The sequence below is a fragment of the Massilia sp. LC238 genome (assembly GCF_000735635.1).
GTDB classification, from domain to species: domain Bacteria; phylum Pseudomonadota; class Gammaproteobacteria; order Burkholderiales; family Burkholderiaceae_D; genus Telluria; species Telluria varians.
The window spans coordinates 38667-62077 of the sequence record NZ_JNNN01000008.1; the positions used below are offsets into that span (position 1 = coordinate 38667).

At 64.8% G+C, this 23411-nt stretch carries 21 protein-coding genes and 1 pseudogene; 12 read left to right on the top strand and 10 right to left on the bottom strand.

The window, feature by feature from the left end:
- Nucleotides 1-28: 28 nt before the first annotated feature.
- The gene (locus tag FG94_RS02445) at nt 29-748 is read right to left on the bottom strand and encodes a prolyl oligopeptidase family serine peptidase (RefSeq protein WP_081925737.1); all 720 of its coding nucleotides are present in this window, start codon (nt 746-748) and stop codon (nt 29-31) included.
- 160 nt (nt 749-908) lie between these two features.
- Nucleotides 909-2162, bottom strand: a complete 1254-nt coding sequence (locus FG94_RS02450) for a DUF2863 family protein (protein ID WP_027866784.1) — start codon at nt 2160-2162, stop codon at nt 909-911.
- A gap of 214 nt (nt 2163-2376) precedes the next feature.
- Between FG94_RS02450 and FG94_RS02455 the strand changes: the two genes are divergently transcribed.
- Nucleotides 2377-4719 (top strand): TonB-dependent siderophore receptor, encoded by a 2343-nt coding sequence (locus FG94_RS02455; RefSeq protein ID WP_036206593.1) that lies wholly within the window; start codon nt 2377-2379, stop codon nt 4717-4719.
- Between the two features lie 87 nt (nt 4720-4806).
- Nucleotides 4807-5490: a Fe2+-dependent dioxygenase gene (locus tag FG94_RS02460; protein ID WP_036206595.1), complete on the top strand. Its 684-nt coding sequence runs from the start codon at nt 4807-4809 to the stop codon at nt 5488-5490.
- A 156-nt stretch (nt 5491-5646) separates the two neighbouring features.
- On the opposite strand, the gene FG94_RS27050 is transcribed toward FG94_RS02460, so the two are convergent.
- From FG94_RS27050 to FG94_RS02500, 8 genes are all read right to left on the bottom strand, one after another.
- The gene (locus tag FG94_RS27050; protein ID WP_152570815.1) at nt 5647-5793 is read right to left on the bottom strand and encodes a lmo0937 family membrane protein; all 147 of its coding nucleotides are present in this window, start codon (nt 5791-5793) and stop codon (nt 5647-5649) included.
- Between the two features lie 114 nt (nt 5794-5907).
- Nucleotides 5908-6288, bottom strand: a complete 381-nt coding sequence (locus FG94_RS02470; RefSeq protein ID WP_152570816.1) for a hypothetical protein — start codon at nt 6286-6288, stop codon at nt 5908-5910.
- Nucleotides 6289-6403: 115 nt separating this feature from the next.
- Nucleotides 6404-8524 carry an ATP-binding protein gene (locus FG94_RS25760; protein ID WP_051996044.1) on the bottom strand — a complete coding sequence of 707 codons (2121 nt, stop codon included), beginning with the start codon at nt 8522-8524 and terminating at the stop codon, nt 6404-6406.
- Nucleotides 8524-9738: an ABC transporter substrate-binding protein gene (locus tag FG94_RS02480; RefSeq protein ID WP_200879934.1), complete on the bottom strand. Its 1215-nt coding sequence runs from the start codon at nt 9736-9738 to the stop codon at nt 8524-8526. The genes FG94_RS25760 and FG94_RS02480 overlap by 1 nt, the downstream gene beginning before the upstream one ends.
- A gap of 123 nt (nt 9739-9861) precedes the next feature.
- Nucleotides 9862-12570, bottom strand: coding sequence for an aconitate hydratase AcnA (gene acnA, locus FG94_RS02485; RefSeq protein WP_036206604.1), 2709 nt, complete (start codon nt 12568-12570; stop codon nt 9862-9864).
- A 75-nt stretch (nt 12571-12645) separates the two neighbouring features.
- Nucleotides 12646-13197, bottom strand: a complete 552-nt coding sequence (locus FG94_RS02490) for a hypothetical protein (RefSeq protein ID WP_036206607.1) — start codon at nt 13195-13197, stop codon at nt 12646-12648.
- Nucleotides 13197-14186: a CoA ester lyase gene (locus FG94_RS02495; protein WP_036206610.1), complete on the bottom strand. Its 990-nt coding sequence runs from the start codon at nt 14184-14186 to the stop codon at nt 13197-13199. The genes FG94_RS02490 and FG94_RS02495 overlap by 1 nt, the downstream gene beginning before the upstream one ends.
- 84 nt (nt 14187-14270) lie before the next feature.
- On the bottom strand, nt 14271-15260 hold the full coding sequence (locus tag FG94_RS02500; RefSeq protein WP_036206613.1) for a malate dehydrogenase: 990 nt from the start codon (nt 15258-15260) through the stop codon (nt 14271-14273).
- A 258-nt stretch (nt 15261-15518) separates the two neighbouring features.
- Between FG94_RS02500 and FG94_RS02505 the strand changes: the two genes are divergently transcribed.
- The 10 genes and pseudogenes from FG94_RS02505 to FG94_RS02545 all read left to right on the top strand — a co-directional run.
- Nucleotides 15519-16283 carry a GntR family transcriptional regulator gene (locus FG94_RS02505; RefSeq protein WP_036206616.1) on the top strand — a complete coding sequence of 255 codons (765 nt, stop codon included), beginning with the start codon at nt 15519-15521 and terminating at the stop codon, nt 16281-16283.
- A gap of 246 nt (nt 16284-16529) precedes the next feature.
- A complete protein-coding gene (gene sdhC, locus FG94_RS02510) occupies nt 16530-16943 on the top strand; it encodes a succinate dehydrogenase, cytochrome b556 subunit (protein WP_027866792.1) in 414 nt (137 codons plus the stop codon).
- Between the two features lie 2 nt (nt 16944-16945).
- Nucleotides 16946-17314 (top strand): succinate dehydrogenase, hydrophobic membrane anchor protein, encoded by a 369-nt coding sequence (gene sdhD, locus FG94_RS02515; RefSeq protein ID WP_036206619.1) that lies wholly within the window; start codon nt 16946-16948, stop codon nt 17312-17314.
- 2 nt (nt 17315-17316) lie between these two features.
- Nucleotides 17317-19095 carry a succinate dehydrogenase flavoprotein subunit gene (sdhA, locus tag FG94_RS02520; RefSeq protein WP_036206622.1) on the top strand — a complete coding sequence of 593 codons (1779 nt, stop codon included), beginning with the start codon at nt 17317-17319 and terminating at the stop codon, nt 19093-19095.
- Between the two features lie 52 nt (nt 19096-19147).
- Entirely contained in the window at nt 19148-19858 is a 711-nt protein-coding gene (locus FG94_RS02525) for a succinate dehydrogenase iron-sulfur subunit (protein WP_036206624.1), read from the top strand.
- Nucleotides 19859-20077: 219 nt separating this feature from the next.
- Nucleotides 20078-20380, top strand: a complete 303-nt coding sequence (locus FG94_RS02530; RefSeq protein ID WP_370661422.1) for a succinate dehydrogenase assembly factor 2 — start codon at nt 20078-20080, stop codon at nt 20378-20380.
- Nucleotides 20381-20443: 63 nt separating this feature from the next.
- On the top strand, nt 20444-21745 hold the full coding sequence (gene gltA / locus FG94_RS02535) for a citrate synthase (RefSeq protein ID WP_027866797.1): 1302 nt from the start codon (nt 20444-20446) through the stop codon (nt 21743-21745).
- A gap of 102 nt (nt 21746-21847) precedes the next feature.
- Nucleotides 21848-22726, top strand: a complete 879-nt coding sequence (locus FG94_RS02540) for a PhzF family phenazine biosynthesis protein (RefSeq protein WP_036206656.1) — start codon at nt 21848-21850, stop codon at nt 22724-22726.
- Nucleotides 22727-22917: 191 nt separating this feature from the next.
- Nucleotides 22918-23100 (top strand): annotated as a pseudogene (locus FG94_RS27795) (IS607 family transposase); the annotation flags it as partial.
- A partial coding sequence (locus FG94_RS02545; protein ID WP_036206628.1) for a helix-turn-helix domain-containing protein occupies nt 23072-23411 on the top strand: 340 nt, incomplete at its 3' end. The pseudogene FG94_RS27795 and the gene FG94_RS02545, both read left to right, overlap by 29 nt.

Consider the following 23411-nt stretch of genomic DNA (forward strand, 5'->3'; position numbering starts at 1 on the left):
GCCCGCAGCCCGGCCAGGGTTGCCGCCATCACGGCCGGCGCTGCTGCGCGAACCACTCGAACAGCCCGGCCTCGCCGTAGGCATGCACCCATGCCTCGATGTGGCCGGCTTCCGGCAGCACCGTGTACTTCACCTTGCCGCCCTGGGCCTCGAGCGCCTCTACCATGCGCGCCGATTCCTGCTCCGGCACCGCGTCGTCCTTCAGGCCGTGGAAGGCCCAGACCGGAATGTCCTTCAGCCGCCCGGCCAGGCGCGGGATGCCGCCGCCGCAGATCGGGGCCACAGCGGCGAAGTAGTCCGGATAGCGCGAGGCAAAATCCCAGGCGCCGTAGCCGCCCATGCTGATGCCGGTCAGGTAGACCCGCTTGGGGTCGACGTTGTAGCGCTTGAGAACGTCGTCGAGCATCGACTTCAGACGGTAGGAATCCCACCATTCGCCCTCCGCCACCTGCGGCGAGACGACCATGAAGGGAAAGTCCGGGTCCTTCTCGACGATGGCCGGCGGGCCCCAGGCCTTTACCTTGTTCAGGTCGGTGCCGCGCTCGCCGGAACCGTGCAGGAAGACGATCAGGGGGACCTTGTCGCCCTTGCTCGAATACGACTTCGGCAGGAAGCTCAGGTAGTTGAACTTGGACTTGATGCTGGTGCTGCGCGCTTGCTGCAGGGATTTTGCCGGGGCGGCGAGGGCAAGGCTGGCGGTGCAGAGGGCGAGGGCGGCGAGGGCGAGGCGGACGGCGGGGCGCGGCATCGAGGAAGTCTCCGTATGGTTATTGTTCGTAGCGTGGGCGAGTTCCTCGCCCACGCGGTGATCGTTGTCGGCCCCGCTTTCGCGCCGGATGATCTTGCCGCTAACTATCACCGCGTGGGCGGGAAAACCCGCCCACCCTACGGTTACTGATCAAGCCTACTCAGTGGAAGTGCTCGCTCCCCGGCGGCGTATCTTCCGGCATCTCGGCATGCACCAGCTCGCCCGTCGGGTCGGCGAACAGCGGGCCGCCGCAGTCGTCGCAGTATTCGGCGGGGTAGCGCTCGTTGATGCGCTTGATGTGGGCGATGCCGGCCTCGTTCAGGTGGGCCACGATCTCGTTGATCGGGGTCAGCGGGGCAGGGCCGGTGGCGAACGGGCCTTCCATCGGCGTGCCATTCTCGTCTTCCTGGCCGTACAGCGGCCAGACGATGCCGTACATGACGTCGCTGTCCTGGCGCATGGTGAAGGAGACGCGGTATTCGTCGATCTGGATGTCGGCCGACTCCTCGCCGAAGCCGGCGACCACGGCGCGCAGGTCCGAAGGCTCCACGCCCAGCGTGTGGGTCAGGTAGTGGACAGCGGCGCGGATCGAGATCGGACGGATCAGCTTGTCGGCTTCGCGGCAGGCCACGTAATAGGCTTCCGGCAGCAGCAGCTCGACGCCGCAGCCCGGCAGCAGGCGCGCGATGTTGGCCGTGCCCTGGGTGCGCCATTGTTCCAGCGCGCGGTTGCGCTCCTCGGCGAAACCGATATGGTGCTGCGGCTCCTGCCAGCGGAACATCGGCGCGCCCTGCGGTGCGACGATCGCCACCAGCAGGTAGCGGGTGTCGGCCAGGAAGGGCGCGGTTTCTTCCACGCGCGCGGCCGGCTTGACCGTGCCGCCCTTGTGCGCGGCGGCGGCCAGCTTGTGCGTCAGCGCATAGGTCTCGGCATGGGTGCGCGGCAGCTGGTCGATCGAGTACAGCGTGGGCGCCATCGCGATGCGGGTGCCTTCGGCCAGCAGGTGGGCCGAGAAGTGCGCCTGCAGCGTGCTCAGCATCTCGGCCGGGATGTTGCCCGAGGCGATGTTGAAGCGGGTCCAGGCGAGCACCGGCGCGGCCACCAGCAGGGCCTGCCAGGTGACGTCGCCGCCGTCCTGCTGCTCGACCATGCTGGCCGATTCGCTCACGGCCTCGACCGCATCCATCAGCACGTCGTAGGAGGCGAGATCGTCCTTGAACAGGGCGTTCAGCGCGGCATCGATGCTGTCCTGGTGGTTGGTCTTGAGCAGCTTCTGCAGTTGCGTGTCCAGTTGGTGCTCCCAGGTCCGTTCTTCAACGCGGCTGGCGGCCTGCATGATGGCTTGCGCAATGCTGACGAGACGCTGGCTTTCGGCGGAGAGTTTAGGGGTTGAATCTTTGGAAGGACGACGCATGGCGCTAGGGGTCTCTCTTTTCAAATAATGGTCAAGGTCATGATAAACCCATATCTCCGGTATTGTAGTTGATTCGGCCACATGCCATGAACACAAGGCCGGTTCGGGAAAGGAAACGCGCTGCTTGCAAAAATCTCAAATGGAAAGGATAATGCGAATCGTTCTCATTAACGTTTGCTTTAAGGCCTGGTGCCTTCCTTGACCAAAAAATAACATGACCACGATCACTTCGCAGGCAAGCAACACCTTCATCAAGAGCAAGAAACAATCCCGTCCTTCCGCTCCCGCCATGTCGGCTCCGGCCCTGGCCGTGCTCGCCACGCTGGCCATGCCGCTGGCCGTGCACGCCAGCCCTGAGGCTGCGCCGGAACTGGCGGCGGACGCCACCCTGCCGAAGGTCCTGGTGACCGGCGGCCACGACCGCGCCGTGCAGGGCCCGGCAAAATCGAGCTCGGACAAGTTCACCGCGCCGCTGCTCGACACCCCGAAGTCGGTCACCGTCGTGACCTCGGAAACCATTTCGCAGACCGGCGCCGTGTCGCTCACCGACGCGCTGCGCACCGTCCCGGGCATCACCATCGGCGCCTCCGAAGGCGGCAACCCGGTGGGCGACAACCTGTTCATCCGCGGCTACAACGCCCAGACCGACACCTATATCGACGGCGTGCGCGATTCCGGCTCGCAGTCGCGCGAGATCTTCGCGATCGAGCAGGTCGAAGTGGTCAAGGGCCCGAACTCGGCGCTCGGCGGCCGTTCCTCGGCCGGCGGCGGCATCAACATCGTCACCAAGACCGCCAAGGACAGCAACTTCAGCAACGCCACCGTGGGCCTGGGCAGCGACAAGTACGGCCGCGCCACCGCCGACATCAACCGCGTCATCGGCGAGAACACGGGCTTTCGCCTGAACGCCATGGTCCACAATAACGACGTCGCCGGCCGCGACGTCGTGGGAGGCGAGCGCTGGGGCATTGCGCCCACCGTCACCTTCGGCCTGAACGGCCCGACCCGCGCGATCCTGAGCTACTACCACATGCAGAGCAGCGAGATTCCGGATACCGGCATCCCGTTCAACAACCCGGTCACCAGCGGCCCGGACGTCGCCAGGAACGGCGGCGGCACTCCGTTCACGGTCGATCGCGAAGCCTTCTACGGCCTGAAGAACCGCGACTTCCGCGACACCGAGACCGACGTCGCCACCGTCGACCTGCGCCACGAGTTCAGCCCGAACCTCGCGATCCGCAACGTCACCCGCTGGGGCAAGACCGGCCAGGACTACGTCTACACCCAGCCGGACGACTCGAAGGGCAACACCGTCCGCTACGGCACCGTCTGGCGCCGCGCCAACACCCGCCTGGTCGACACCCGCACCCTGGCCAACGCGACCAGCCTGACAGGCAACTTCGCCACCGCCGGTATCAAGCACAGCTTCAACGTTGGCGTCGAGTTCTCGCGCGAGAACACCGACCGCGGCACTTACGTGTTCACCCCGGGCACCAACAACCCGCTCACTGGCAACTTCAACTGCCCGACCGCAGGCGCCGCCACCCTGTACAACTGCACCACCCTGGTCAACCCAAACCCGTACGACCCGTGGCTGACCACCCGCAGCGTGTCGCCGGCCAGGACCGACGTCGTGACCCGCACCCGCGCCGTGTACGGCTTCGACACCATCGAGTTCAGCCCGCAGTGGCTGCTGAACCTGGGCGCGCGCTGGGACGACTTCTCGAGCTCCCTCCATACCTCGCCCGCTGCCGCCGGCGGCGCGGCCACCCGTGCCCGCGTCGAATCGAGCTTCGATACCTACCAGGCCGGCCTGGTATACAAGCCGAAGGCGAACGGCAGCATCTACCTGTCGTGGGCGACCTCGGCCACCCCGCCGGGCAATGACGGCGGCGACGGCCTCGATGCCCTGAGCGTGGCGGTCCAGAACCTGCAGCCGCAGACCAGCCGCAGCATCGAGCTGGGCACCAAGTGGGAAGTGCTGCCGGGCGGCCGCCTGTCGGTGAGCGCCGCGGTGTTCAAGAACGACATGGACAATGCCCGCGTCACCGCACCGGACGGCACCAGCCAGAACGTGGGCCGCAAGGAGATGAAGGGCGTCGAGTTCGGCCTGTCGGGCCGCATCACCAACGCCTGGACCGTGTTCGGCGGCTACACCTACCTGGACGGCATCGTTGCCGACAACGGCTTCGCCAACACCGGCACGACCGCGAACCCGGTCTGGACCCCGTCGCCGTTCAACGGCAACGCCTTCCCGACCACGCCGAAGCACAGCGCCTCGCTGTGGACCACCTATGCGGTGAGCCGCGTCCTGACGATCGGCGGCGGCGCCAACTTCGTGGACCGCCAGTTCGCCAACGTCAACAACACCAAGTATTCGCCGAGCTATACCCGCTTCGACGCGATGGCGACCTACGTGCTGAACCCGAACGTATCCTTCCAGCTGAACATCCAGAACCTGACGGACAAGCTGTACTTCGACCGCGTCTCGTCGCCGCACTACGCCGGCGTGGGCCCGGGCCGCTCGGCCACCCTGACGGCCAACCTCAAGTTCTGATACCGAGTACCACCCCCGCCGGGCAACCGGACTTCGCCCTCCTGATATGATCGGGAGGGCTTTTTTCTTTCAACGAGGATTCGAACCATGATGCTCCACATCCCGGGCGTGCTCCAGCGCGAACAGGTCGCCGCCATCCGCGCCCGCTTGCACGGGGCGCCGGAATGGGTGGACGGACGGGAAAGCGTTGGCCCGCAAGGCGCCCAGGTCAAGCGCAACCGCCAGCTCAAGGAAGGCTCGCCCTTGGCGGTGGAGCTGGGGCAGGCGGTGAGCCAGGCGCTCATGAACAATCCGCTGTTCTTTTCAAGCGTGCTGCCCTTGCGGATCCTGGCGCCTTACTTCAACGCCTACGGCGGGGGAGAGCACTACGGCCTGCACGTGGACGGGGCGATCCGGCCCCAGCGCGGCGGCTTGCCGCCGCTGCGCGCGGACGTGTCGACCACGGTGTTCCTGAGCGACCCGGACGATTACGAGGGCGGCGAGCTGGTGGTGGTCGATGCCTACGGCACGCACGAAGTGAAGCTGCCGGCGGGCGACGCCATCGTGTATCCGTCAGGGAGCGTGCACCAGGTGCTGCCGGTGACGCGCGGGGAGCGGGTGGCGTCCTTCCTCTGGACCCAGAGCATGGTGCGCGACGATGCGAAGCGGGCCATGCTGTTCGAGCTGGACACCAACATCCAGAAGCTGCGGGCGGCGCATGGCGAGACCGAGGCCGTCGTCGGCATCACGGGGCACTATCACAACCTGCTCAGGATGTGGGCGGAGATGTAGGGATGGCCGGAACCCCAGCGGATTCCGGCTTAGCGCGCCTAACAATTCCCCCGATGGCTGCGTTGCATCGTCTCGCCGTACTAGCGTACTGCCTTCGACGATGCGCCTTGCCCTCGGGGTTTTGTTAGGCGCTTAGTCATCTTACGATGTCACCCGTCAGAGCACTTTTCTGCCGGTGAACAGGCGAATCAGGATGATGACGGCGGCGGCGACGAGAAGAAGGTGAACCAGTCCGCCGGCTACCGAAGTAACCATGCCGAGCACCCACAGAACGAGAAGGATGATTGCAATGGTATAGAGCATGTTGGCCTCCGCTTGGAATGAGGGGGCAGACCTGCGTGCTGTCTGCTTTCCCGATAAGCCATCATCCTCCTGCTCGCCCATTCCCTCGGTGCGTGGACGTACAGAACGCTTGTTTCAATAAATTTCTTCAGCGCGCCGCTCGCAGTTCTTCTCAAGCTCTGGATGGGGGCGCGGACGTGAGGCTTCTTCGCTTGCCAGTGCTTCTTCGTCGATGCGCGCGACCCAGCAGCCGAGCCGATACAGGGGGTAGAGCGAGCCGACATACACGATCGCGTAGGGGACGCCCCAATGCGTCAGTGCGCTCAGCTCTTGCAGCACAGGGTACAGGCCGATCGCTTTCGCGATGGCGAGCTGGATCCAGATCGGAAGCTCGAGGACATACGCCTGCGCGTAGCAGTTCGTGACGACGCCAAACCGCACAAGGGCAAAGCAGGCGGCGGTCAACACGACATACGTGATGCAGAAGCTCACGCCAATCAGCTTTCGCTCGTTCATGGGACTCTCCCGGTGGTTCATGACGGCGACAGGCTAGTACGATTCCCTTGCCATTGCCTCGCGCACCGCTCAGGCTTTGCCTGGCAGTCCTTACGGGGCGATGGGGCGATACCTTTTACTTCGACGATGGGTGCGCCGTCGGCCTCCCCCTGGCGCCGGCGATGGTCGCGAGCAGTTCTTCCGCAACGACGGGCTTGACCAGGTGGGCAGCGAAGCCGGCCTGCAGCGACATGCGGCGATCCTGCTCCTGGCCGTAGCCGCTGACGGCGACAAGCAGGGCGCCGGCGCTGCGCGCTTGCCGCCGCAGTGCCTGGGCCAACTCGTGCCCGCTCATGTCCGGCAAGCCGATATCGAGCAGGATGACGTCAAAGTCCTCGTTCCCGGCCGCCGCCAGTCCCGCCCGCGCCGAATGCTCGGCCGTGACCACGTGCCCGGCGCTCTGGAGCAGCAGGGCGAGGGTGTTGGCGGCGTCGACGTTGTCGTCCACCACCAGGATGCGGCGCGACTGCCCGGTGGCCGAGCCTGCCGCAATCGCGGTGGCGGTCGCGCTGGCGGTGCCTTGAGCGGCCGGCAGCAGCGGCAGGCGAACGATGAAGGTGCTGCCCTGGTCGGCGCCGCCGCTGCGGGCCTCGACCGCGCCGCCGTGCAGCTCGACCAGCTTCTTCACCAGCGCCAGGCCGAGGCCGAGCCCGCCCTGCGCACGGTCGGGCGTGCGCTGGCCCTGGGTGAACAGGTCGAACACGACCGGCAGCAGCTCCGGCCCGATGCCGATCCCGTTGTCCTGCACCTCGAGGACCGCGCTCCCCTCGTGCCGGCGCAGCGAGACGCGCAACTGGCCACCCTCGGGCGTGTATTTGGCGGCGTTGCTGAGCAGGTTGGCCGCGACCTGGATCAGGCGGGTGCGGTCGCCGCAGACCAGCAGCGGGTCGGGTGAACCGTCCAGCGTCAGGCGGTGCCCGCGGGCGTTGATCACCGGTGTGACCTGCTCGACCGCTTCGCGCAGCACGTCGCCGAGCTCCACCACGGTCTGGTCGATCGTGGCCAGGCCACGCGTGACGCGCGACACGTCCAGCAGGTCGTCGACCAGGTGGGTCATGTGGGTCACCTGGCGGGAGATGACTTCGCTCGCCTGCCTGACCCGGGGTTCGCCCGCGAACAGCATGCGCAGGAGCTGGGCGGCGCTGCTGATCGGCGCGAGCGGATTGCGCAGTTCGTGCGCCAGCATGGCCAGGAACTCGTCCTTGCGCCGATGCTCCTGTTGCAGGTGCTCCTGCTGTTCATGGAGGCGGTCGAGCATCTGGTTGATCGAGCGCGCCAGGGTGACCGTTTCGCTGCTGCCCGCCAGTTCGGCGCGGTGCTCGGTAATGCCTTCTTCGCCGAACCTGCCGGCAAAGCGCTCGAGCTTGCGCAGGTCCTGGGTCAGGCCGAGGGACAGGCGCGAGCCCAGCAGGAACACCCCGAGGGCGATCAGCGCGGCGATTGAGCCGATCAGGCCGTACTGGGACGAGGACTCCTCCAGAATGTCGTCGAGCCCGGAGGCGTCCACGCGCAGCTTCAGGCCCAGGTGAGCAAGCTGGGCCGGCACCGTCACCGGCACCTCCAGGATGTGCTCCGTCGGCGCCGCCGCGGCCTGGCCCTTCCAGGTCAAGGTCGACGAAGGGTTCGGGTGCAGGTCCTGCATCCGGACCTTGTAGACCAGGGCGCCCTCGGGGGTATTGGTGCGCGAATAGCGCAGCAGGCTGACGCCGACCAGCTCCGCGCCTTGCGGCTGCACGAAAATGGCCGCCTGGTCGATGCCGCGGTCGATGCGGTCGCGCAGCCAGGCCAGCTGCTCCTGGTCGAAGCGCTCGAGGCCATTGCCGGCCACCATCTTGCCTTCGAAATCGGTGAACATGACCTGGATCGGTATGCCCGCGATCTGGCGCAGGCCGCCGAGGAAGGGCGCCAGGTAGGTTTCCTTGCCCGCGCTGTCGACCAGGCCGGTCGCCAGGATGGGGCTGTCCGCCACTTCGCCCATGCGGGTGACCAGGGTCCTGAGGGTATTGCCGACGCTTCTTGCGTTGAACGCCGCTTCGCGCTGTTGCAGCAGCGCGACCGCGGCATCATGCTGGCGATTGACCAGCCAGAACGAGGCCGCCGCCACCATCAGCACGGCCACGCCGGCCAGAATCGCGGAGGCGAAGGCAAAACGCTGCGTCAGGCTCGCAGTGCGGGACGTCGACCACAGCGCCATCATCAGTCGTCGGTCGGCACGATCACGCCGTCCGCACGGTAGCGTGCGATGAGGAGTTCGCGCGCGCTCAGCGCCTCATGGCGGGTCGGGGTGAACGGCGGGGCATAGTTCTTCACCAGGCCGCGATAGGGGCGCAGCTTTTCCAGGGCGTCGCGCACGGCCTTCCTGTCGGTACTGCCGGCCTGGTCGATCGCCTTGGCCAGGATGTGCATCAGGTCGTAGGCGTGGGCCACGCCCACCGGCCCCTGGATGTCCTCGATCCTGCGCACCTTCGAGACGGTGGCGGCGTTGCGCATGAAGCGCTCGAGCTGCTTCGGGTCGGCCTTGAAGAAGGAGAAGGTCTGGATAACGGAAAAGTCGACGTGGTTCAGGGCAGGTCCCGCCTGCCGCACGAACTCGCCCCCGGTGACGCCCCAGTGGCTCAGGATCGGCACGCGTTCGGCCTTGGGCAGCGCGGCCACTTCGCGCACCAGCACGGCCGCCTCGTCGTCGTTGGCGACCAGCACCACCACCTGGGCGCCGGCGCTGCGCAGGGCGTTGTACTTGGCCACCAGGGTCTGGTCGCGCCAGTTGTACCAGGCGGTCTGCACGATCTTGATGTCCTTGTTTGCTTCGGCAAACTTTTCGGCGGCAGCCAGGTTGCTCCGTCCCCAGGAGGTGTTGGTCAGCAGCAGCCCGACCTTGCGCAAGCCGCGCTTGTGGGCTGTCTGCAGCAGCTTGGGCATGGCCAGGCTGTCGCGCAGCGACAGGCGGTAGACGTAATTCGGCTTCATGCCGTTGTCGATGATCCCGTCGGCCGAGGACCATGTCGCCATGAACAGGGTCTTGGTCGCTTTCAGGGTCGGCAGTTCTTCGATGATGACGGGACTGAAGCGGCCGCCGAACACGGCGACCAGGTCCGGCATGCGGGCGAATTCCTCGATATTGCGGATGCCGCGCGCCGGGATCGAGCGGTGATCCTTGGTGACCAGCTCGATCGGCCTGCCTTTCAATACGCCGCCGGCCCGGTTGATCTCGGCGATGGCGGTGCGCATGCCCAGCTCGACGGCCTGGGCCGAGGTGCTGTTGTCCAGTCCGAATTCGGCATCGAGGCCGACGCGCACCGGCTGCGGCTGCGCGCGCGCGCTCGCACACAGGAAGCACAAGACGAAGAGGGCGACAGTGGCGATCTTGCCGGGGAAAGCCTTGCTCGAATGAAAAACGATGGGGTTCGGCATATTGACTGCAAAAAAAATCGGTTCAGCATTGTAAACGTGAACCGCTTTTGACGGACAAAAGGCCGGAACCCGTGCGGGCTCCGGCCTTTTTTTGTCAGCAGCCCGCTGGCGCGGGCCCGTCAATTACGCAGCCAGCAGCTGGCGCAGCACGAACGGCAGGATGCCGCCATGCTTGTAGTAGTCGACTTCGATCGGGGTGTCGATACGCAGCAGCACTTGGACTTCCTGCGATTCGCCGCCTTCGCGGTGGATCACCAGGGTCGCCAGTTGTTGCGGCTTGATCTCGCCTTCCAGGCCCTTCAGGTCGTAGGTTTCCTTGCCGGTGATGCCCAGCGACTCGACGCTGTCGTTGCCGATGAACTGCAGCGGCAGCACGCCCATGCCCACCAGGTTCGAGCGGTGGATACGCTCGAACGAACGGCAGATCACGGCCTTCACGCCCAGCAGCTGGGTGCCCTTGGCTGCCCAGTCGCGCGACGAGCCGGTGCCGTACTCTTCGCCGCCGAAGATCATGGTCGGGGTGCCTTCGGCGATGTACTTCATCGCTGCGTCGTAGATCGACAGCTGTTCGCCCGACGGCTGGTGGATGGTGATGCCGCCTTCGACCGCCGAACCGTCCGCCTTCGGCGGGATCATCTTGTTCTTGATACGCACGTTGGCGAAGGTGCCGCGCATCATGATCTCGTGGTTGCCGCGGCGCGAGCCGTAGGAGTTGAAGTCGGCCTTCAGGACGCCATGGTCCTTCAGCCACTTGCCTGCCGGGCCGTCTTCCTTGATCGAACCGGCCGGGGAGATGTGGTCGGTGGTGATCGAGTCGCCGAACACGCCCAGTGCGCGCGCGCCCTGGATGCCGGTGGCGGCTGCCTTCGGGGTCATCTCGAAGTCGCTGAAGAACGGCGGCTCGGCGATGTAAGTCGACTCAGGCCAGTTGTAGACCTGGCCTTCGGTCGACGACACGCGCTGCCACAGTTCGCCCGGGTTGCCCTTCACGTCGGCGTAGTTCTTGCGGAAGACGTCCGAGTTCATCGCGAAGCGCATCAGTTCGCCCACTTCCTGCGAAGTCGGCCACACGTCGCCCAGGTAGACGTCGACGCCGTTCTGGTCCTTGCCCAGCGGCTCGCTCATCAGGTCGCGGGTCATGTTGCCGGCGATCGCGTAGGCGACGACCAGCGGCGGCGAGGCCAGGAAGTTCGAACGGATGTTCGGGTGGATACGTGCTTCGAAGTTGCGGTTGCCCGACAGGACGGCCGAGGCGACGATGTCGTTCTCGACGATCGCGGCGTTCAGTTCCGGGGTCAGGTCGCCGGCGTTACCGATGCAGGTGGTGCAGCCGTAGGCGGTCACGCCGAAGCCCAGCTTGTCCAGGTAAGGCAGCAGGCCGGCGGCGGTCAGGTACTCGGTGACCACGCGCGAGCCAGGAGCCAGCGAGGACTTGATGTGCGGCGCCACGGTCAGGCCGCGCTCGACCGCCTTCTTGGCCAGCAGGCCGGCAGCCAGCAGCACGCTCGGGTTCGAGGTGTTGGTGCACGAGGTGATCGCGGCGATCAGGACGTCGCCGTTCTTCACGCGCACGCCGTTGGTGGTCTCGTAGACCTTGTGCAGCTCGTCCGGCGACTTGTTGAAGCCGTTCTGGGTGGTCGGCTTGCTGAACAGTTCGGTGAAGGTGTTTTTCACGTGACCCAGTTCGATACGGTCTTGCGGGCGCTTCGGGCCGGCCAGCGACGGGGTGACGGTCGACAGGTCGAGTTCCAGCACGCGGGTGTAGTCGATCTCGCCGGCTTGCGGGATGCCGAACATGCCCTGGGCCTTGAAGTAGCCTTCGAATGCAGCCAGTTCTTCTTCGGTACGGCCGGTGCCGCGGAAGTAGTCGACAGTCGCTTCGTCCACCGGGAAGAAGCCCATGGTCGCGCCGTATTCCGGGGCCATGTTGGCGATGGTGGCGCGGTCGGTGGTCGACAGCGAGCGGGTGCCGGCGCCGAAGAACTCGACGAACTTGCCGACGACTTTTTCTTTACGCAGCAGTTCGGTGATGGTCAGCACCAGGTCGGTCGCGGTGCAGCCTTCGCGCAGCTTGCCGGTCAGGTTGACGCCGATGACGTCCGGGGTCAGGAAGTAGACCGGCTGGCCCAGCATGCCTGCCTCGGCTTCGATGCCGCCCACGCCCCAGCCGACCACGCCGACGCCGTTGATCATGGTGGTGTGCGAGTCGGTGCCCACCAGGGTGTCCGGGTAGAACACGTCGCCTTGCTTCATGACGCCGCGCGCCAGGTATTCCAGGTTGACCTGGTGGACGATGCCGAAGCCCGGCGGCACGACGCCGAAGGTGTCGAAGGCCTGCATGCCCCACTTCATGAACTGGTAGCGCTCGTTGTTGCGCTGGAATTCCAGCTTCATGTTCAGGTCCAGCGCGCCCGGCTCACGGAAGTGGTCGATGGTGACCGAGTGGTCGACCACCAGGTCGACCGGCACCAGCGGCTCGATCTTCTTCGGATCGGCGCCGGTCTTGGCGGCGACGTTGCGCATCGCGGCCAGGTCGGCCAGCAGCGGCACGCCGGTGAAGTCCTGCAGCACGACGCGGGCCACGACGAAGGGGATCTCTTCGGTGCGCTCGGCGGTCGGGCCCCAGTTGGCCAGCTGCTTGATGTGCTCTTCGGTGACCTTCTTGCCGTCGCAGTTACGCAGGACGGACTCGAGGACGATACGGATCGACACCGGCAGGCGCGACAGGTTCACACCGAGGGCTTCGCCCAGTGCCGGCAGCGAGTAGTACTGGCCGTTCTGGCCGGCGCCGACCGGGAATTCCTTCAGCGTGTTCAGGGTGTTGCGAGACATAATCTCTCCTTCAGTGGGGATATGTTGTTATTCCGGTACTGCTATACAGGTGATCCGACGGGGTTCAGCCGCGGATCAGCCATTCTTTTCGGCAGGCAGCGCCGCGACCACCGGGGCCGCCTGCTCGGCGTTCTTGCATTCGTTGGCCAGCTGGCGGTTCAGCTTCGAGTCCAGCAGCATGCCCTTGGCCGGGATGCCGATCCAGATCAGGCCCCAGTGCGGGTTCTCGAAGCGCTGCGCGCCGGTGGTGGTGCCCACGCGGCTCAGGCGGTGCAGGCGCTTCTTCCAGCGCAGGGCGATGTGCGCATTGTCCGTCGCGTTCGTGTAGATCGTGATCTTGTTGCCGAGCTCGCAAGCATAGTCGGTAACGACCGTGTCGGTGATGTCCGGTTCGTCGATGACATCGGCGCCATAGACCGGGGCGGCGGCAGCGGCAGCAGCGCCGGCTGCTCCAGCGGCGACGGCGGCTTTTTTAGCCTTCGACGCCGGCTTGGCCTTCGCCTTGGCCTTCAGGACCTTTTCGGCCTTCGGGTGTTTTTCGGGGGCGGCGGCTGCGCTGGTGCAGATGCCGGCGGCCGCGAACGCGAATGCGCCGGCGGCAAGGATGCGGGAGAGGAGGGTGGCCATTAGTTGGAATCCGTGAGGTTGACGATTGCCGCAGCGGCTTCCGGCAACGCCAGGCCAGCCAGTTTTGCGCGCTGCAACACGGTCCAATAATATCGGTAGCTCGCGCGGTCGTGCAAGCGGCCGTGTTGCGCGATCGGCCCCCATTGCGCCGCCATGGCCTCGGTCAAGATATTGGTGGCTTCGTTCACTTCCGACAGGCGCGGGGTGAAAGCCTTCAGGATCGGCTTGATCTGGTCCGGATGGATGCTCCACATCCGGGTGAAGCCGAATTCGGCGCCGGCGCGCTGGGCGTCGTTGGCGACCACCGCGCTGTCCTTGATATCGGTGGTGACATTGTGCGAGGCCACCTTGCCGTGCGCATGGCAGGCCGCCACCATTTCCAGCTTGGCGCGCACCACCAGCGGGTGCGTGAACTGGCCGGGCGTGCGCATGGCGCTGGCCGGCACTGCGCCGTAGTGGGCCGAGACGAAATCCATGATGCCGAAGGACAGGCACTCGACCTGGGGCAGGGCGGCGATGTCGTAGGCTTCGCGCAGGGCGCAATGGGTCTCGATCAGCACGTGCACGGGAAGATCGTTGCGGCCGGCCTTGACGGCATGTTCGTTGATCAGGTCGATGGCGCGGATCACCTCGTCGGCGCTTTCGACCTTGGGCAGCACCACGTAGGCGAGGCGCTCGGCCGCGCTGCCGACGATGGTGGCGACGTCGTTGGCGAAGTGTGCGCTGCCGGTGTCGTGCAGGCGCACGCCGATGCGGTTGAAACGGTTGTCGCTGCTGTTGACGAGGCTCGCCACCAGCGTGGCGTGCGCCGCTTCGCTACCCGCGACGGCGCCATCTTCGCAGTCGAAGGTGATGTCGAAGACCGGCCCAAGCTCTTGTTGCAGGGCCATCGATTTGCGCATCAGCTTCTCCGAGCCGGCGTAGTGATCGCAGGCGGGGAGGAGGAGCGGCTGGCGTTTGCCCTGGAATAAAACCTCGGAAGGATGCATGGTATGTCTTGAAACGATTCGGCCATGCCGGCGGGCCGGCATGGCACGGTTGGCGCGGCCGGATGGCCACGCCGTTTTTCTTGCTTAGGCGAGCAGGTGAGCGACGCCGGCTTTCTCTTCTTCGAGCTCTTTCAGCGTCAGGTTGATGCGTTCCTGCGAGAAGGCGTCGATGTCCAGGCCCTGGACGATGGTGTATTCGCCGTTTTCGGTGGTAACCGGGAAGCCGAACATGGTGCCTTCCGGGATGCCGTACGAACCGTCCGACGGGATGCCCATGGTGGTCCACTTGCCGTTGGTGCCCAGCACCCAGTCGCGCACGTGGTCGATCGCTGCGTTGGCGGCCGAAGCAGCTGACGATGCGCCGCGGGCGTCGATGATGGCGGCGCCGCGCTTGCCGACGGTCGGCAGGAAGGTGTCGCGGTTCCAGACGTCGTCGTTGATCGCTTCCTTGACCGATGCGCCGTCAGCGGTGGCGAAACGGTAGTCGGCGTACATGGTCGGCGAGTGGTTGCCCCACACGACCATCTTCTCGATCGAGCCGACCGGCTTGTTCAGCTTGGCGGCAACCTGCGACAGGGCGCGGTTGTGGTCCAGGCGCAGCATGGCGGTGAAGTTCTTGGCCGGCAGGTTCGGGGCCGACTTCATGGCGATGTAGGCGTTGGTGTTGGCCGGGTTGCCGACCACCAGCACTTTCACGTCGCGCGAAGCGACGGCGTCCAGGGCCTTGCCCTGCACGGTGAAGATCTGGGCGTTGGCTTCCAGCAGGTCCTTGCGCTCCATGCCCGGGCCGCGCGGGCGGGCGCCGACCAGCAGGGCCACGTCGGCGTCCTTGAAGGCGGTCATCGGATCGGCGTGGGCGGTCATGCCGGCCAGCAGCGGGAATGCGCAGTCGTCGATTTCCATCATGACGCCCTTGAGCGCCTTCTGTGCCTTCTCGTTGTCGATCTCGAGCAGCTGCAGGATGACCGGCTGGTCCTTGCCCAGCATGTCGCCGTTGGCGATGCGGAACAGCAGGGAATAGCCGATCTGGCCGGCCGCGCCGGTAACGGCGACGCGCATTGGGGTTTTAGCCATGATGAATCTCCAAAAAGGGAATGAAAACGGTCGAGCCGAGGGTGCGAATTTGGGGAAACTGCAATGATACCAAAAGCGCACCGTGTCAATAGGATATCGCGCGCATGGTCGAAGGCAGGCGCGGAGGTCCAGGCCGGCCACGAGTTTATGCCTCGACTGTTCTATCTGTCAATTCATATCATATGTCTTATATAAGACACATGTCTTGCGAGTCATATACTGGACGTAGGGGGGTGTTTTGTGGTGAAATCGTGGTCTATGAATCCCCTCCAGTCCAACAGCAGCGATGCGCCAGGCAGTGACGCATCGCCGTCGTTCCGCCCGCTGTACCAGCAGATCAAGGCCCTGATCACGCAAAGTTTGCAGTCGGGCGAGTGGAAGCCGGGCGAGTTGATGCCGAGCGAAGTCGAGCTGGCGGGGCGCTTCAAGGTCAGCCAGGGCACGGTGCGCAAGGCCATCGACGAGCTGGCGGCCGAGAACCTGGTGGTGCGCCGCCAGGGCAAGGGCACCTTTGTCGCCACCCATGCCGAGGAGCGCGCCCACTTCCGCTTCCTGCGCCTGATGCCCGACGAGGGCGTTCCCCACCATCCCGAGAGCCGCTTCATCGCCGTGCTGCGCATCCGCGCCACGGCCGAGGTCGCGCGCCTGCTCGAGCTGAAGTCGGGCGACGCCGTGGTCTACATCAAGCGCGTGCAGTCCTTCGACGGGGTGCCGACCATCCTGGAAGAGCTGTGGTTGCCGGGCCAGCTGTTCAAGGGCCTGACGGCGGAGCGCCTGATGGAGTACAAGGGGCCGATGTACGGACTGTTCGAGTCCGAATTCGGCACTCGCATGATCCGGGCGACCGAGAAGATCCGCGCGGTGGCGGCGGATGCGGCCGCCGCGGAGCACCTGAAAGTGCCGGAAGGCACGCCGCTGCTGTGCGCGGACCGGGTGTCGTTCAGTTACGGAGACAAGCCGGTGGAGTTGCGGCGCGGAATTTATTCCACGGCCCGCCACCATTACCAGAACGAGTTGTCATAAGAGATGACCGTGGGGGCGCCTAAGAATCGGCGCCAACTGTGGCGGACCAAGCGGCCCTCTGCAGCGATCGCTTCTAGCGATTAAAATAAGTTGGTTTTGCGTACGCGACGAACAGTGCCCGGTTCGCCGCAGGGATGCCCCGGTTATCCACCCCTGGATGCTTGGTGCCCCGTCACAAAATCGGCGAAAATGAAGGGTTCATTAAAAAACTGTCGTCATAGAGGGAGGTGTTTCATGTCCGAAGCCGTGAGAGAAGCTGCAAAAAAAGGGCGGCCGGAGTTCCGCAACGTTGGCATTGGTGATATCACAGGTAAATATCGCATGCCGCCATCGGCCATCGTGTCGATCCTGCACCGCGTCAGCGGCGCCGGTCTGTTCCTGTTCCTGCCGTTCCTGCTGTACCTGCTGCAGGAAAGCCTGATGTCGGAAATCTCGTTCGAGCACTTCCGTGGCGTCGTGAGCAATCCGTTCGCGAAAATCATCATTCTGGGCCTGTCCTGGGCTTACCTGCACCACTTCGTCGCCGGCGTGCGCCACCTGTTCATGGATAACCACCTGGCCCTGGACAAGGATGCTGCACAGAAGACCGCGCGCTGGGTGCTGATCATCAGCCTGGTGCTGACCGCGCTGGTCGCCCTGAAACTGTTCGGAGTGTTTTAATCATGGCAAACAAGAATAATATCGGACCGCGCCGCCTCGTTGTCGGCGCCCACTACGGCGTCAAGGACTGGCTGGCGCAGCGCGTCACCGCCATCGTCATGGCCGTGTTCACGGTCGTCCTGCTGGTCTCCTTCCTGACCGGCCAGAATTTCACGTATGAAGGCTGGGCCGGCCTGTTCGCCCGCCAGTGGTTCAAGCTATTCGCGCTGGTGACCTTCCTGGGCCTGTTCTACCACGCCTGGGTCGGCATCCGTGACATCTGGATGGACTACATCAAATCGGCAGGCCTGCGTCTGTTCCTGATGCTGGCGACGATCTTCTGGCTGCTCGCCTGCGCCGCCTGGACCGTGCAAATTCTCTGGAGTGTGTAATCGTGGCAGCAATCAAAACTGCAATCCCTACCCGCCGCTTTGACGCGGTCATCGTTGGCGCCGGTGGTTCCGGCATGCGCGCATCGCTGCAACTGGCCGAAGCCGGCCTGAACGTCGCGGTGCTGTCGAAAGTGTTCCCGACCCGTTCGCACACCGTGGCTGCCCAGGGCGGCATCGGTGCTTCGCTGGGCAACATGAGCGAAGACGACTGGTACTGGCACATGTTCGACACCGTCAAGGGTGGCGATTACCTGGGCGACCAGGATGCAATCGAATTCATGTGCCGCGAAGCCCCGAAGGTCGTGTACGAACTCGAACACTTCGGCATGCCTTTCGACCGCAACCCGGACGGCACCATCTACCAGCGTCCGTTCGGCGGCCACACCGCGAATTTCGGCGAGAAGCCGGTCCAGCGCGCCTGCGCCGCGGCCGACCGTACCGGCCACGCGCTGCTGCACACCCTGTACCAGCGTAACGTCCGCGCCCGCACCCACTTCTTCGTCGAGTGGATGGCCCTCGATCTGATCCGCGACGCCGACGGCGACGTGCTCGGCGTGCTGGCCCTGGAAATGGAAACCGGCGACGTGATGATCCTGGAAGCGAAGACCACCATCTTCGCCACCGGCGGCGCAGGCCGCATCTTCGCCGCATCGACCAACGCCTTCATCAACACCGGCGACGGCATGGGCATGGCGGCACGCGCCGGCCTGCCGCTGCAGGACATGGAGTTCTGGCAGTTCCACCCGACCGGCGTGTCCGGCGCGGGCGTCCTCATCACCGAGGGCGTGCGCGGCGAGGGCGGTATCCTGATCAACTCGAACGGCGAACGCTTCATGGAGCGCTACGCGCCGACCCTGAAGGACCTGGCGCCGCGCGACTTCGTCTCGCGTTCGATGGACCAGGAGATCAAGGAAGGCCGCGGCTGCGGTCCGAACAAGGACCACGTGCTGCTGGACCTGCGCCACATCGGCAAGGACACCATCGAGAAGCGCCTGCCGTCGATCCTGGAAATCGGCCACAAGTTCGCCAACGTCGACGCCACCAAGGAACCGATTCCCGTGGTCCCGACCATCCACTACCAGATGGGCGGCATCCCGACCAACATCCACGGCCAGGTCGTCGCACCTGACGGCACCGGCGGCCAGAAGATCGTCAACGGCCTGTACGCGATCGGCGAATGCGCCTGCGTCTCGGTCCACGGCGCCAACCGCCTCGGCACCAACTCGCTGCTCGACCTGGTGGTGTTCGGCCGTGCAGCCGGCAACCACGTGGTGGCATCGAACCTGAAGCAGAAGGTCAACAAGCCGCTGCCGAAGGACGCCGCCGACTTCGGCCTGGACCGCCTCAACCGTCTGGAAAATTCGACCGGCGGCGAGAAGGTCCAGCACGTCGCCAACGACATCCGCGCCACCATGCAGAAGTACTGCGGCGTGTTCCGTACCCAGGAACTGCTGGATGCCGGCGTCAAGGAAATCATGAAGCTGGATGAGCGCCGCAAGCACGTCTCGTTCCAGGACAAGTCGAAGGTGTTCAACACCGCCCGCGTGGAAGCGCTGGAGCTCGATAACCTGATCGAGACCGCCAAGGCGACCATCGTGTCGGCAGCGGCGCGTCCGGAATCGCGCGGCGCCCACGCCCACAGCGACTTCCCGAACCGCGACGACGAGAACTGGATGAAGCACACCCTGTTCTTCTCGGAAGGCAACCGCCTGGAATACAAGCCGGTGGTGCAGAAGCCGCTGACCGTCGACACCTTCAAGCCGAAGGCCCGTACTTTCTAATTTTTCGAAGGGCCGCGTTTTTAGATCGTGGCCCGATAAGACAGGTAAAAACATGGCACGCACCGTCCAACTGAAGATCTACCGCTACGATCCTGACAAGGATGCCAAGCCTTACATGCAAGACGTCACCGTCGAGCTGAAAGACACCGACAAGATGCTGCTCGACGCCCTGCAGCGCATCAAGTCCGACGTCGATGACTCGCTGGCCCTGCGCCGCTCCTGCCGCGAAGGCGTGTGCGGTTCGGACGCGATGAACATCAACGGCAAGAACGGCCTGGCCTGCACCACCAACCTGAACGAGCTGACCCAGCCGATCGTGCTGCGTCCTCTGCCGGGCCTGCCGGTGGTGCGCGACCTGATCGTCGACATGACCAACTTCTTCAAGCAGTACCACTCGATCAAGCCCTACCTGATCAACGACTCGATCAAGCCGGAGAAAGAGCGCCTGCAGTCGCCGGAAGAGCGCGAAGAGCTCGACGGCCTGTACGAGTGCATCCTGTGCGCCTGCTGCTCGACCTCGTGCCCGTCGTTCTGGTGGAACCCGGACAAGTTCGTCGGCCCGGCCGGCCTGCTGCAGGCCTACCGCTTCATCGCCGACTCGCGCGACGAAGCCACCAACGAGCGCCTGGACAACCTGGAAGACCCGTACCGCCTGTTCCGCTGCCACTCGATCATGAACTGCACGGACGTGTGCCCGAAGGGCCTGAATCCGAACAAGGCGATCGGCAAGATCAAGGAACTGCTGGTCCGCCGCGCGATTTAAGGCGCGTTTCGACCCGCATACCTGCGTACCGCATGGGCGGACAAGCCGCCCACCCTACGAGATCCACGATACCTGTAGGGTGGGCGGGGTAATTTCGGGCAATGTCCGGAATTACAAACGCCCACGCGGTACATTGCAGGCATCAAGCAATAATTCGCAGCATCGTTCAGTTAAAGATGCCGCAAATACAGTAAAAGTACCGTACTGCCTTATCCCGGCATGCGGAGTATGATGTTGACCCAACAACGGACTCAAGTGAAAACGCATCAATCCGACCCCGCGAACCGCGCCCGCCTGCGCTGGCGCTCCCGCCGCGGCCTGCTCGAGAACGATTTGATCCTCACGCGCTTCCTCGATGCGCATGAAGAAGAATTGAGCGACGAGGACGTCGATGCGCTGACCCGCTTGCTGGACCTGGCGGACAACCCGCTGATGGACCTGCTGCTGGGCCGGACCGAGCCTGAAGGCGAGGTCGACCAGCCGCACGTGCACGCCTTGCTGGCGCGCCTGCGGCAGGCGTAGTTCGAGACCTACAGCCAGAATTCGTAATTGTTTTTAGATCCACTCCCACAAGAAGGAAGTGCCATGAATATCTCTGATACCAAAGCCACCCTGTCGTTCTCCGACGGCAGCCCGTCGGTCGACATGCCGATCTACAAAGGCACCATCGGCCCGGACGTCATCGACATCCGCAAGCTGTACGGCCAGACCGGCAAGTTCACCTACGACCCTGGCTTCATGTCGACTGCCTCGTGCAACTCGAGCATCACCTACATCGACGGTGACAAGGGCGAACTGCTGTACCGCGGTTACCCAATCGAGCAGCTGGCCGTCAACTGCGACTTCCTGGAAACCTGCTACCTGCTGCTGAACGGCGAACTGCCGAACGCCGAACAGAAGGCCAAGTTCGACGACACCGTGACCCGTCACACGATGATTCACGAGCAGATGAACTTCTTCTTCCGCGGCTTCCGCCGCGACGCGCACCCGATGTCGGTCCTGGTCGGCACCGTCGGCGCGCTGGCTTCGTTCTACCACGACTCGCTCGACATCAACGATCCGAAGCAGCGCGAGATCTCGGCCATCCGCCTGATCGCCAAGCTGCCGACCCTGGTCGCGATGGCATACAAGTACTCGGTCGGCCAGCCGTTCATGTACCCGCGCAACGACCTGTCGTACAGCGCGAACTTCATGCACATGATGTTCGCCAACCCGTGCGAAGAGTACAAGGTCAACGACGTGCTGGTGCGCGCCCTGGACCGCATCCTGATCCTGCACGCCGACCACGAGCAGAACGCATCGACCTCGACCGTCCGCCTGGCCGGTTCGTCGGGCGCCAACCCGTTCGCCTGTATCGCTGCCGGTATCGCCTGCCTGTGGGGCCCGGCGCACGGCGGCGCCAACGAAGCCGCACTGACCATGCTGAAGGAAATCGGCTCGGTCGAGAACATCCCGGCCTTCATTGAGAAGGTCAAGGACAAGAACTCGGGCGTGAAGCTGATGGGCTTCGGTCACCGCGTCTACAAGAACTTCGACCCGCGCGCCAAGCTGATGCGCGAGACCTGCCACGAAGTGCTGAACGAGCTGGGCCTGCAGGACGACCCGCTGTTCAAGCTGGCGATGGAACTGGAAAAGATCGCCCTGAACGACGAATACTTCGTCTCGCGCAAGCTGTACCCGAACGTCGACTTCTACTCGGGCATCGTGCAGTCGGCCCTGGGCATCCCGGTCTCGCTGTTCACCGGTATCTTCGCGATGGCCCGTACCATCGGCTGGATCGCCCAGTGGAACGAAATGATTGCCGATCCGGAACAGAAGATCGGTCGTCCGCGCCAGCTGTTCGTCGGCTCGCCGGTGCGTGATGTGCCGGGGATCGACAAGCGTTAATTCGTAAGCGACTCAACAGGAAAGCGGACTTCGGTCCGCTTTTTTGTTTTCCAGCCCATGGGCGTACACTCATCGTCAGCCTTCACCAACACGGGAGCCAGCATGACACGCCTACCGATCAAGACCGTCGACGTCTTCACCACCGTCCCGTTCAAGGGTAACCCGGTCGCCGTCGTGCTGGACGCCGCCAGCCTCTCGACCGGACAGATGCAGCAGATCGCCCGCTGGACCAACCTGTCCGAAACCACCTTCGTGCTGGCGCCGACGCAGCAGGGGGCGGATTACCAGGTCCGCATCTTCACGCCTGGCGGCGAGCTGCCGTTCGCAGGCCATCCGACGATCGGCACCGCGCATGCATTGATGGAAGCGGGCACCGTCCAGGCCAGGAACGGCGTCCTGGTGCAGCAATGCGCAGCCGGACTGGTGACCCTGACGGTCGAGCAGGAAGGGCAGGGCACGCCCTGGATCTCGTTCGAGCTGCCCACCCCCAGCCTGACGGCGCTGGATGGCACCCAGGCCGCCCAGCTGGAAGCCATCCTTGGCGCGGATCTGGAAGTGAACGTCGTTCCCTACCTGGTCGACGTCGGTGCGCGCTGGGTGATTGCCCAGCTGACGGGCGCCCGCGCGGTGCTGGCCTGCGAACCGGACCTGCAGCGCATGAAGGCGCACGACATCAAGGAGCGGCACACGGGCGTCGTCATCTTCGGCGCGCACGATCCGGGCAGCCCGGCGGGCATCGAGGTGCGCGCTTTTGCGCCGGCCCATGGCGTCAACGAGGACCCGGTGTGCGGCAGCGGCACCGGCGCCGTGGCGGCCTACCTGCGCCATACGGGGCAGCTCGGAACCTTTGGAAGCGAGCTGCTGGCCACCCAGGGTGAGATGGTCGGGCGCGCCGGCGTGCTCCGGCTCGCGATCTCGGACGAGGCGATCCGCGTCGGCGGCCATGCGCTGACTTGTATCGACGGCCTGCTGTCCGTATGATCGCCTCCGACACTGAACAAGCAGAAGCTAGACCCTAGTCGAACTTAATGTGCACCCAAGTGTCGAATAATGATCATGGAAAGCACTTTAGGAATCTGACACGCAGCGAAGCTGCTGGGAATCACGGTCAAGACGCTGCAGCGCTGGGAGCGTGAGGGACCGAGAGCCAGCTCGCGCATCACGCAGCCTTACACGGCTGCGAACTGCTGGTGCTGAACCAGGAACGCCTGTCGCCCGAGCAGGAGATGGTGCAGGACCTGATGACGATCGTCCACTGCTTCTCGAGCCGCCTGTGCGGGCTGCGCAACTACCGCCGCCAGCTGCGCGCGGCGCTGGAGAGTCACGATGCTGCTGGCGCACCGGATCAGGATTGACTCCACGCTTGAACAACGCGGCTATTTCGCGCGCGCGGCCGGGACTGCGCGCCGGGTCTGGAACTGGGCGCTCGCCGAATGGCAGCGCCAGGCCGCCGCAGGCTGCAAGCCGAATGCGATGGCGCTCAAAAAGCAGTTCAACCGGATCAAGTATGCGGACCCGGCCTGGCTTGACGAGAACGGCCAGCCCTGGCTGCGCACCGTCCACCGCGACGCCCATGCGCAGCCCTTCACCAACCTCGCCAGGGCCTGGAGCCGCTACTTCGAGCAGCGCCGTGCAGGAACGCCGGCATACCCTCCGGTATTCAAGA

Excerpts from the sequence above, each read along its gene's own strand:
- FG94_RS02445 (WP_081925737.1), bottom strand. The coding sequence starts at position 748 with ATGCCGCGCCCCGCCGTCCGCCTCGCCCTCGCCGCCCTCGCCCTCTGC.
- FG94_RS02450 (WP_027866784.1), bottom strand. The coding sequence starts at position 2,162 with ATGCGTCGTCCTTCCAAAGATTCAACCCCTAAACTCTCCGCCGAAAGC.
- FG94_RS02455 (WP_036206593.1), top strand. The coding sequence starts at position 2,377 with ATGACCACGATCACTTCGCAGGCAAGCAACACCTTCATCAAGAGCAAG.
- FG94_RS02460 (WP_036206595.1), top strand. The coding sequence starts at position 4,807 with ATGATGCTCCACATCCCGGGCGTGCTCCAGCGCGAACAGGTCGCCGCC.
- FG94_RS27050 (WP_152570815.1), bottom strand. The coding sequence starts at position 5,793 with ATGCTCTATACCATTGCAATCATCCTTCTCGTTCTGTGGGTGCTCGGC.
- FG94_RS02470 (WP_152570816.1), bottom strand. The coding sequence starts at position 6,288 with ATGAACGAGCGAAAGCTGATTGGCGTGAGCTTCTGCATCACGTATGTC.
- FG94_RS25760 (WP_051996044.1), bottom strand. The coding sequence starts at position 8,524 with ATGATGGCGCTGTGGTCGACGTCCCGCACTGCGAGCCTGACGCAGCGT.
- FG94_RS02480 (WP_200879934.1), bottom strand. The coding sequence starts at position 9,738 with ATGCCGAACCCCATCGTTTTTCATTCGAGCAAGGCTTTCCCCGGCAAG.
- acnA (WP_036206604.1), bottom strand. The coding sequence starts at position 12,570 with ATGTCTCGCAACACCCTGAACACGCTGAAGGAATTCCCGGTCGGCGCC.
- FG94_RS02490 (WP_036206607.1), bottom strand. The coding sequence starts at position 13,197 with ATGGCCACCCTCCTCTCCCGCATCCTTGCCGCCGGCGCATTCGCGTTC.
- FG94_RS02495 (WP_036206610.1), bottom strand. The coding sequence starts at position 14,186 with ATGCATCCTTCCGAGGTTTTATTCCAGGGCAAACGCCAGCCGCTCCTC.
- FG94_RS02500 (WP_036206613.1), bottom strand. The coding sequence starts at position 15,260 with ATGGCTAAAACCCCAATGCGCGTCGCCGTTACCGGCGCGGCCGGCCAG.
- FG94_RS02505 (WP_036206616.1), top strand. The coding sequence starts at position 15,519 with ATGAATCCCCTCCAGTCCAACAGCAGCGATGCGCCAGGCAGTGACGCA.
- sdhD (WP_036206619.1), top strand. The coding sequence starts at position 16,946 with ATGGCAAACAAGAATAATATCGGACCGCGCCGCCTCGTTGTCGGCGCC.
- FG94_RS02525 (WP_036206624.1), top strand. The coding sequence starts at position 19,148 with ATGGCACGCACCGTCCAACTGAAGATCTACCGCTACGATCCTGACAAG.
- FG94_RS02530 (WP_370661422.1), top strand. The coding sequence starts at position 20,078 with ATGCGGAGTATGATGTTGACCCAACAACGGACTCAAGTGAAAACGCAT.
- gltA (WP_027866797.1), top strand. The coding sequence starts at position 20,444 with ATGAATATCTCTGATACCAAAGCCACCCTGTCGTTCTCCGACGGCAGC.
- FG94_RS02540 (WP_036206656.1), top strand. The coding sequence starts at position 21,848 with ATGACACGCCTACCGATCAAGACCGTCGACGTCTTCACCACCGTCCCG.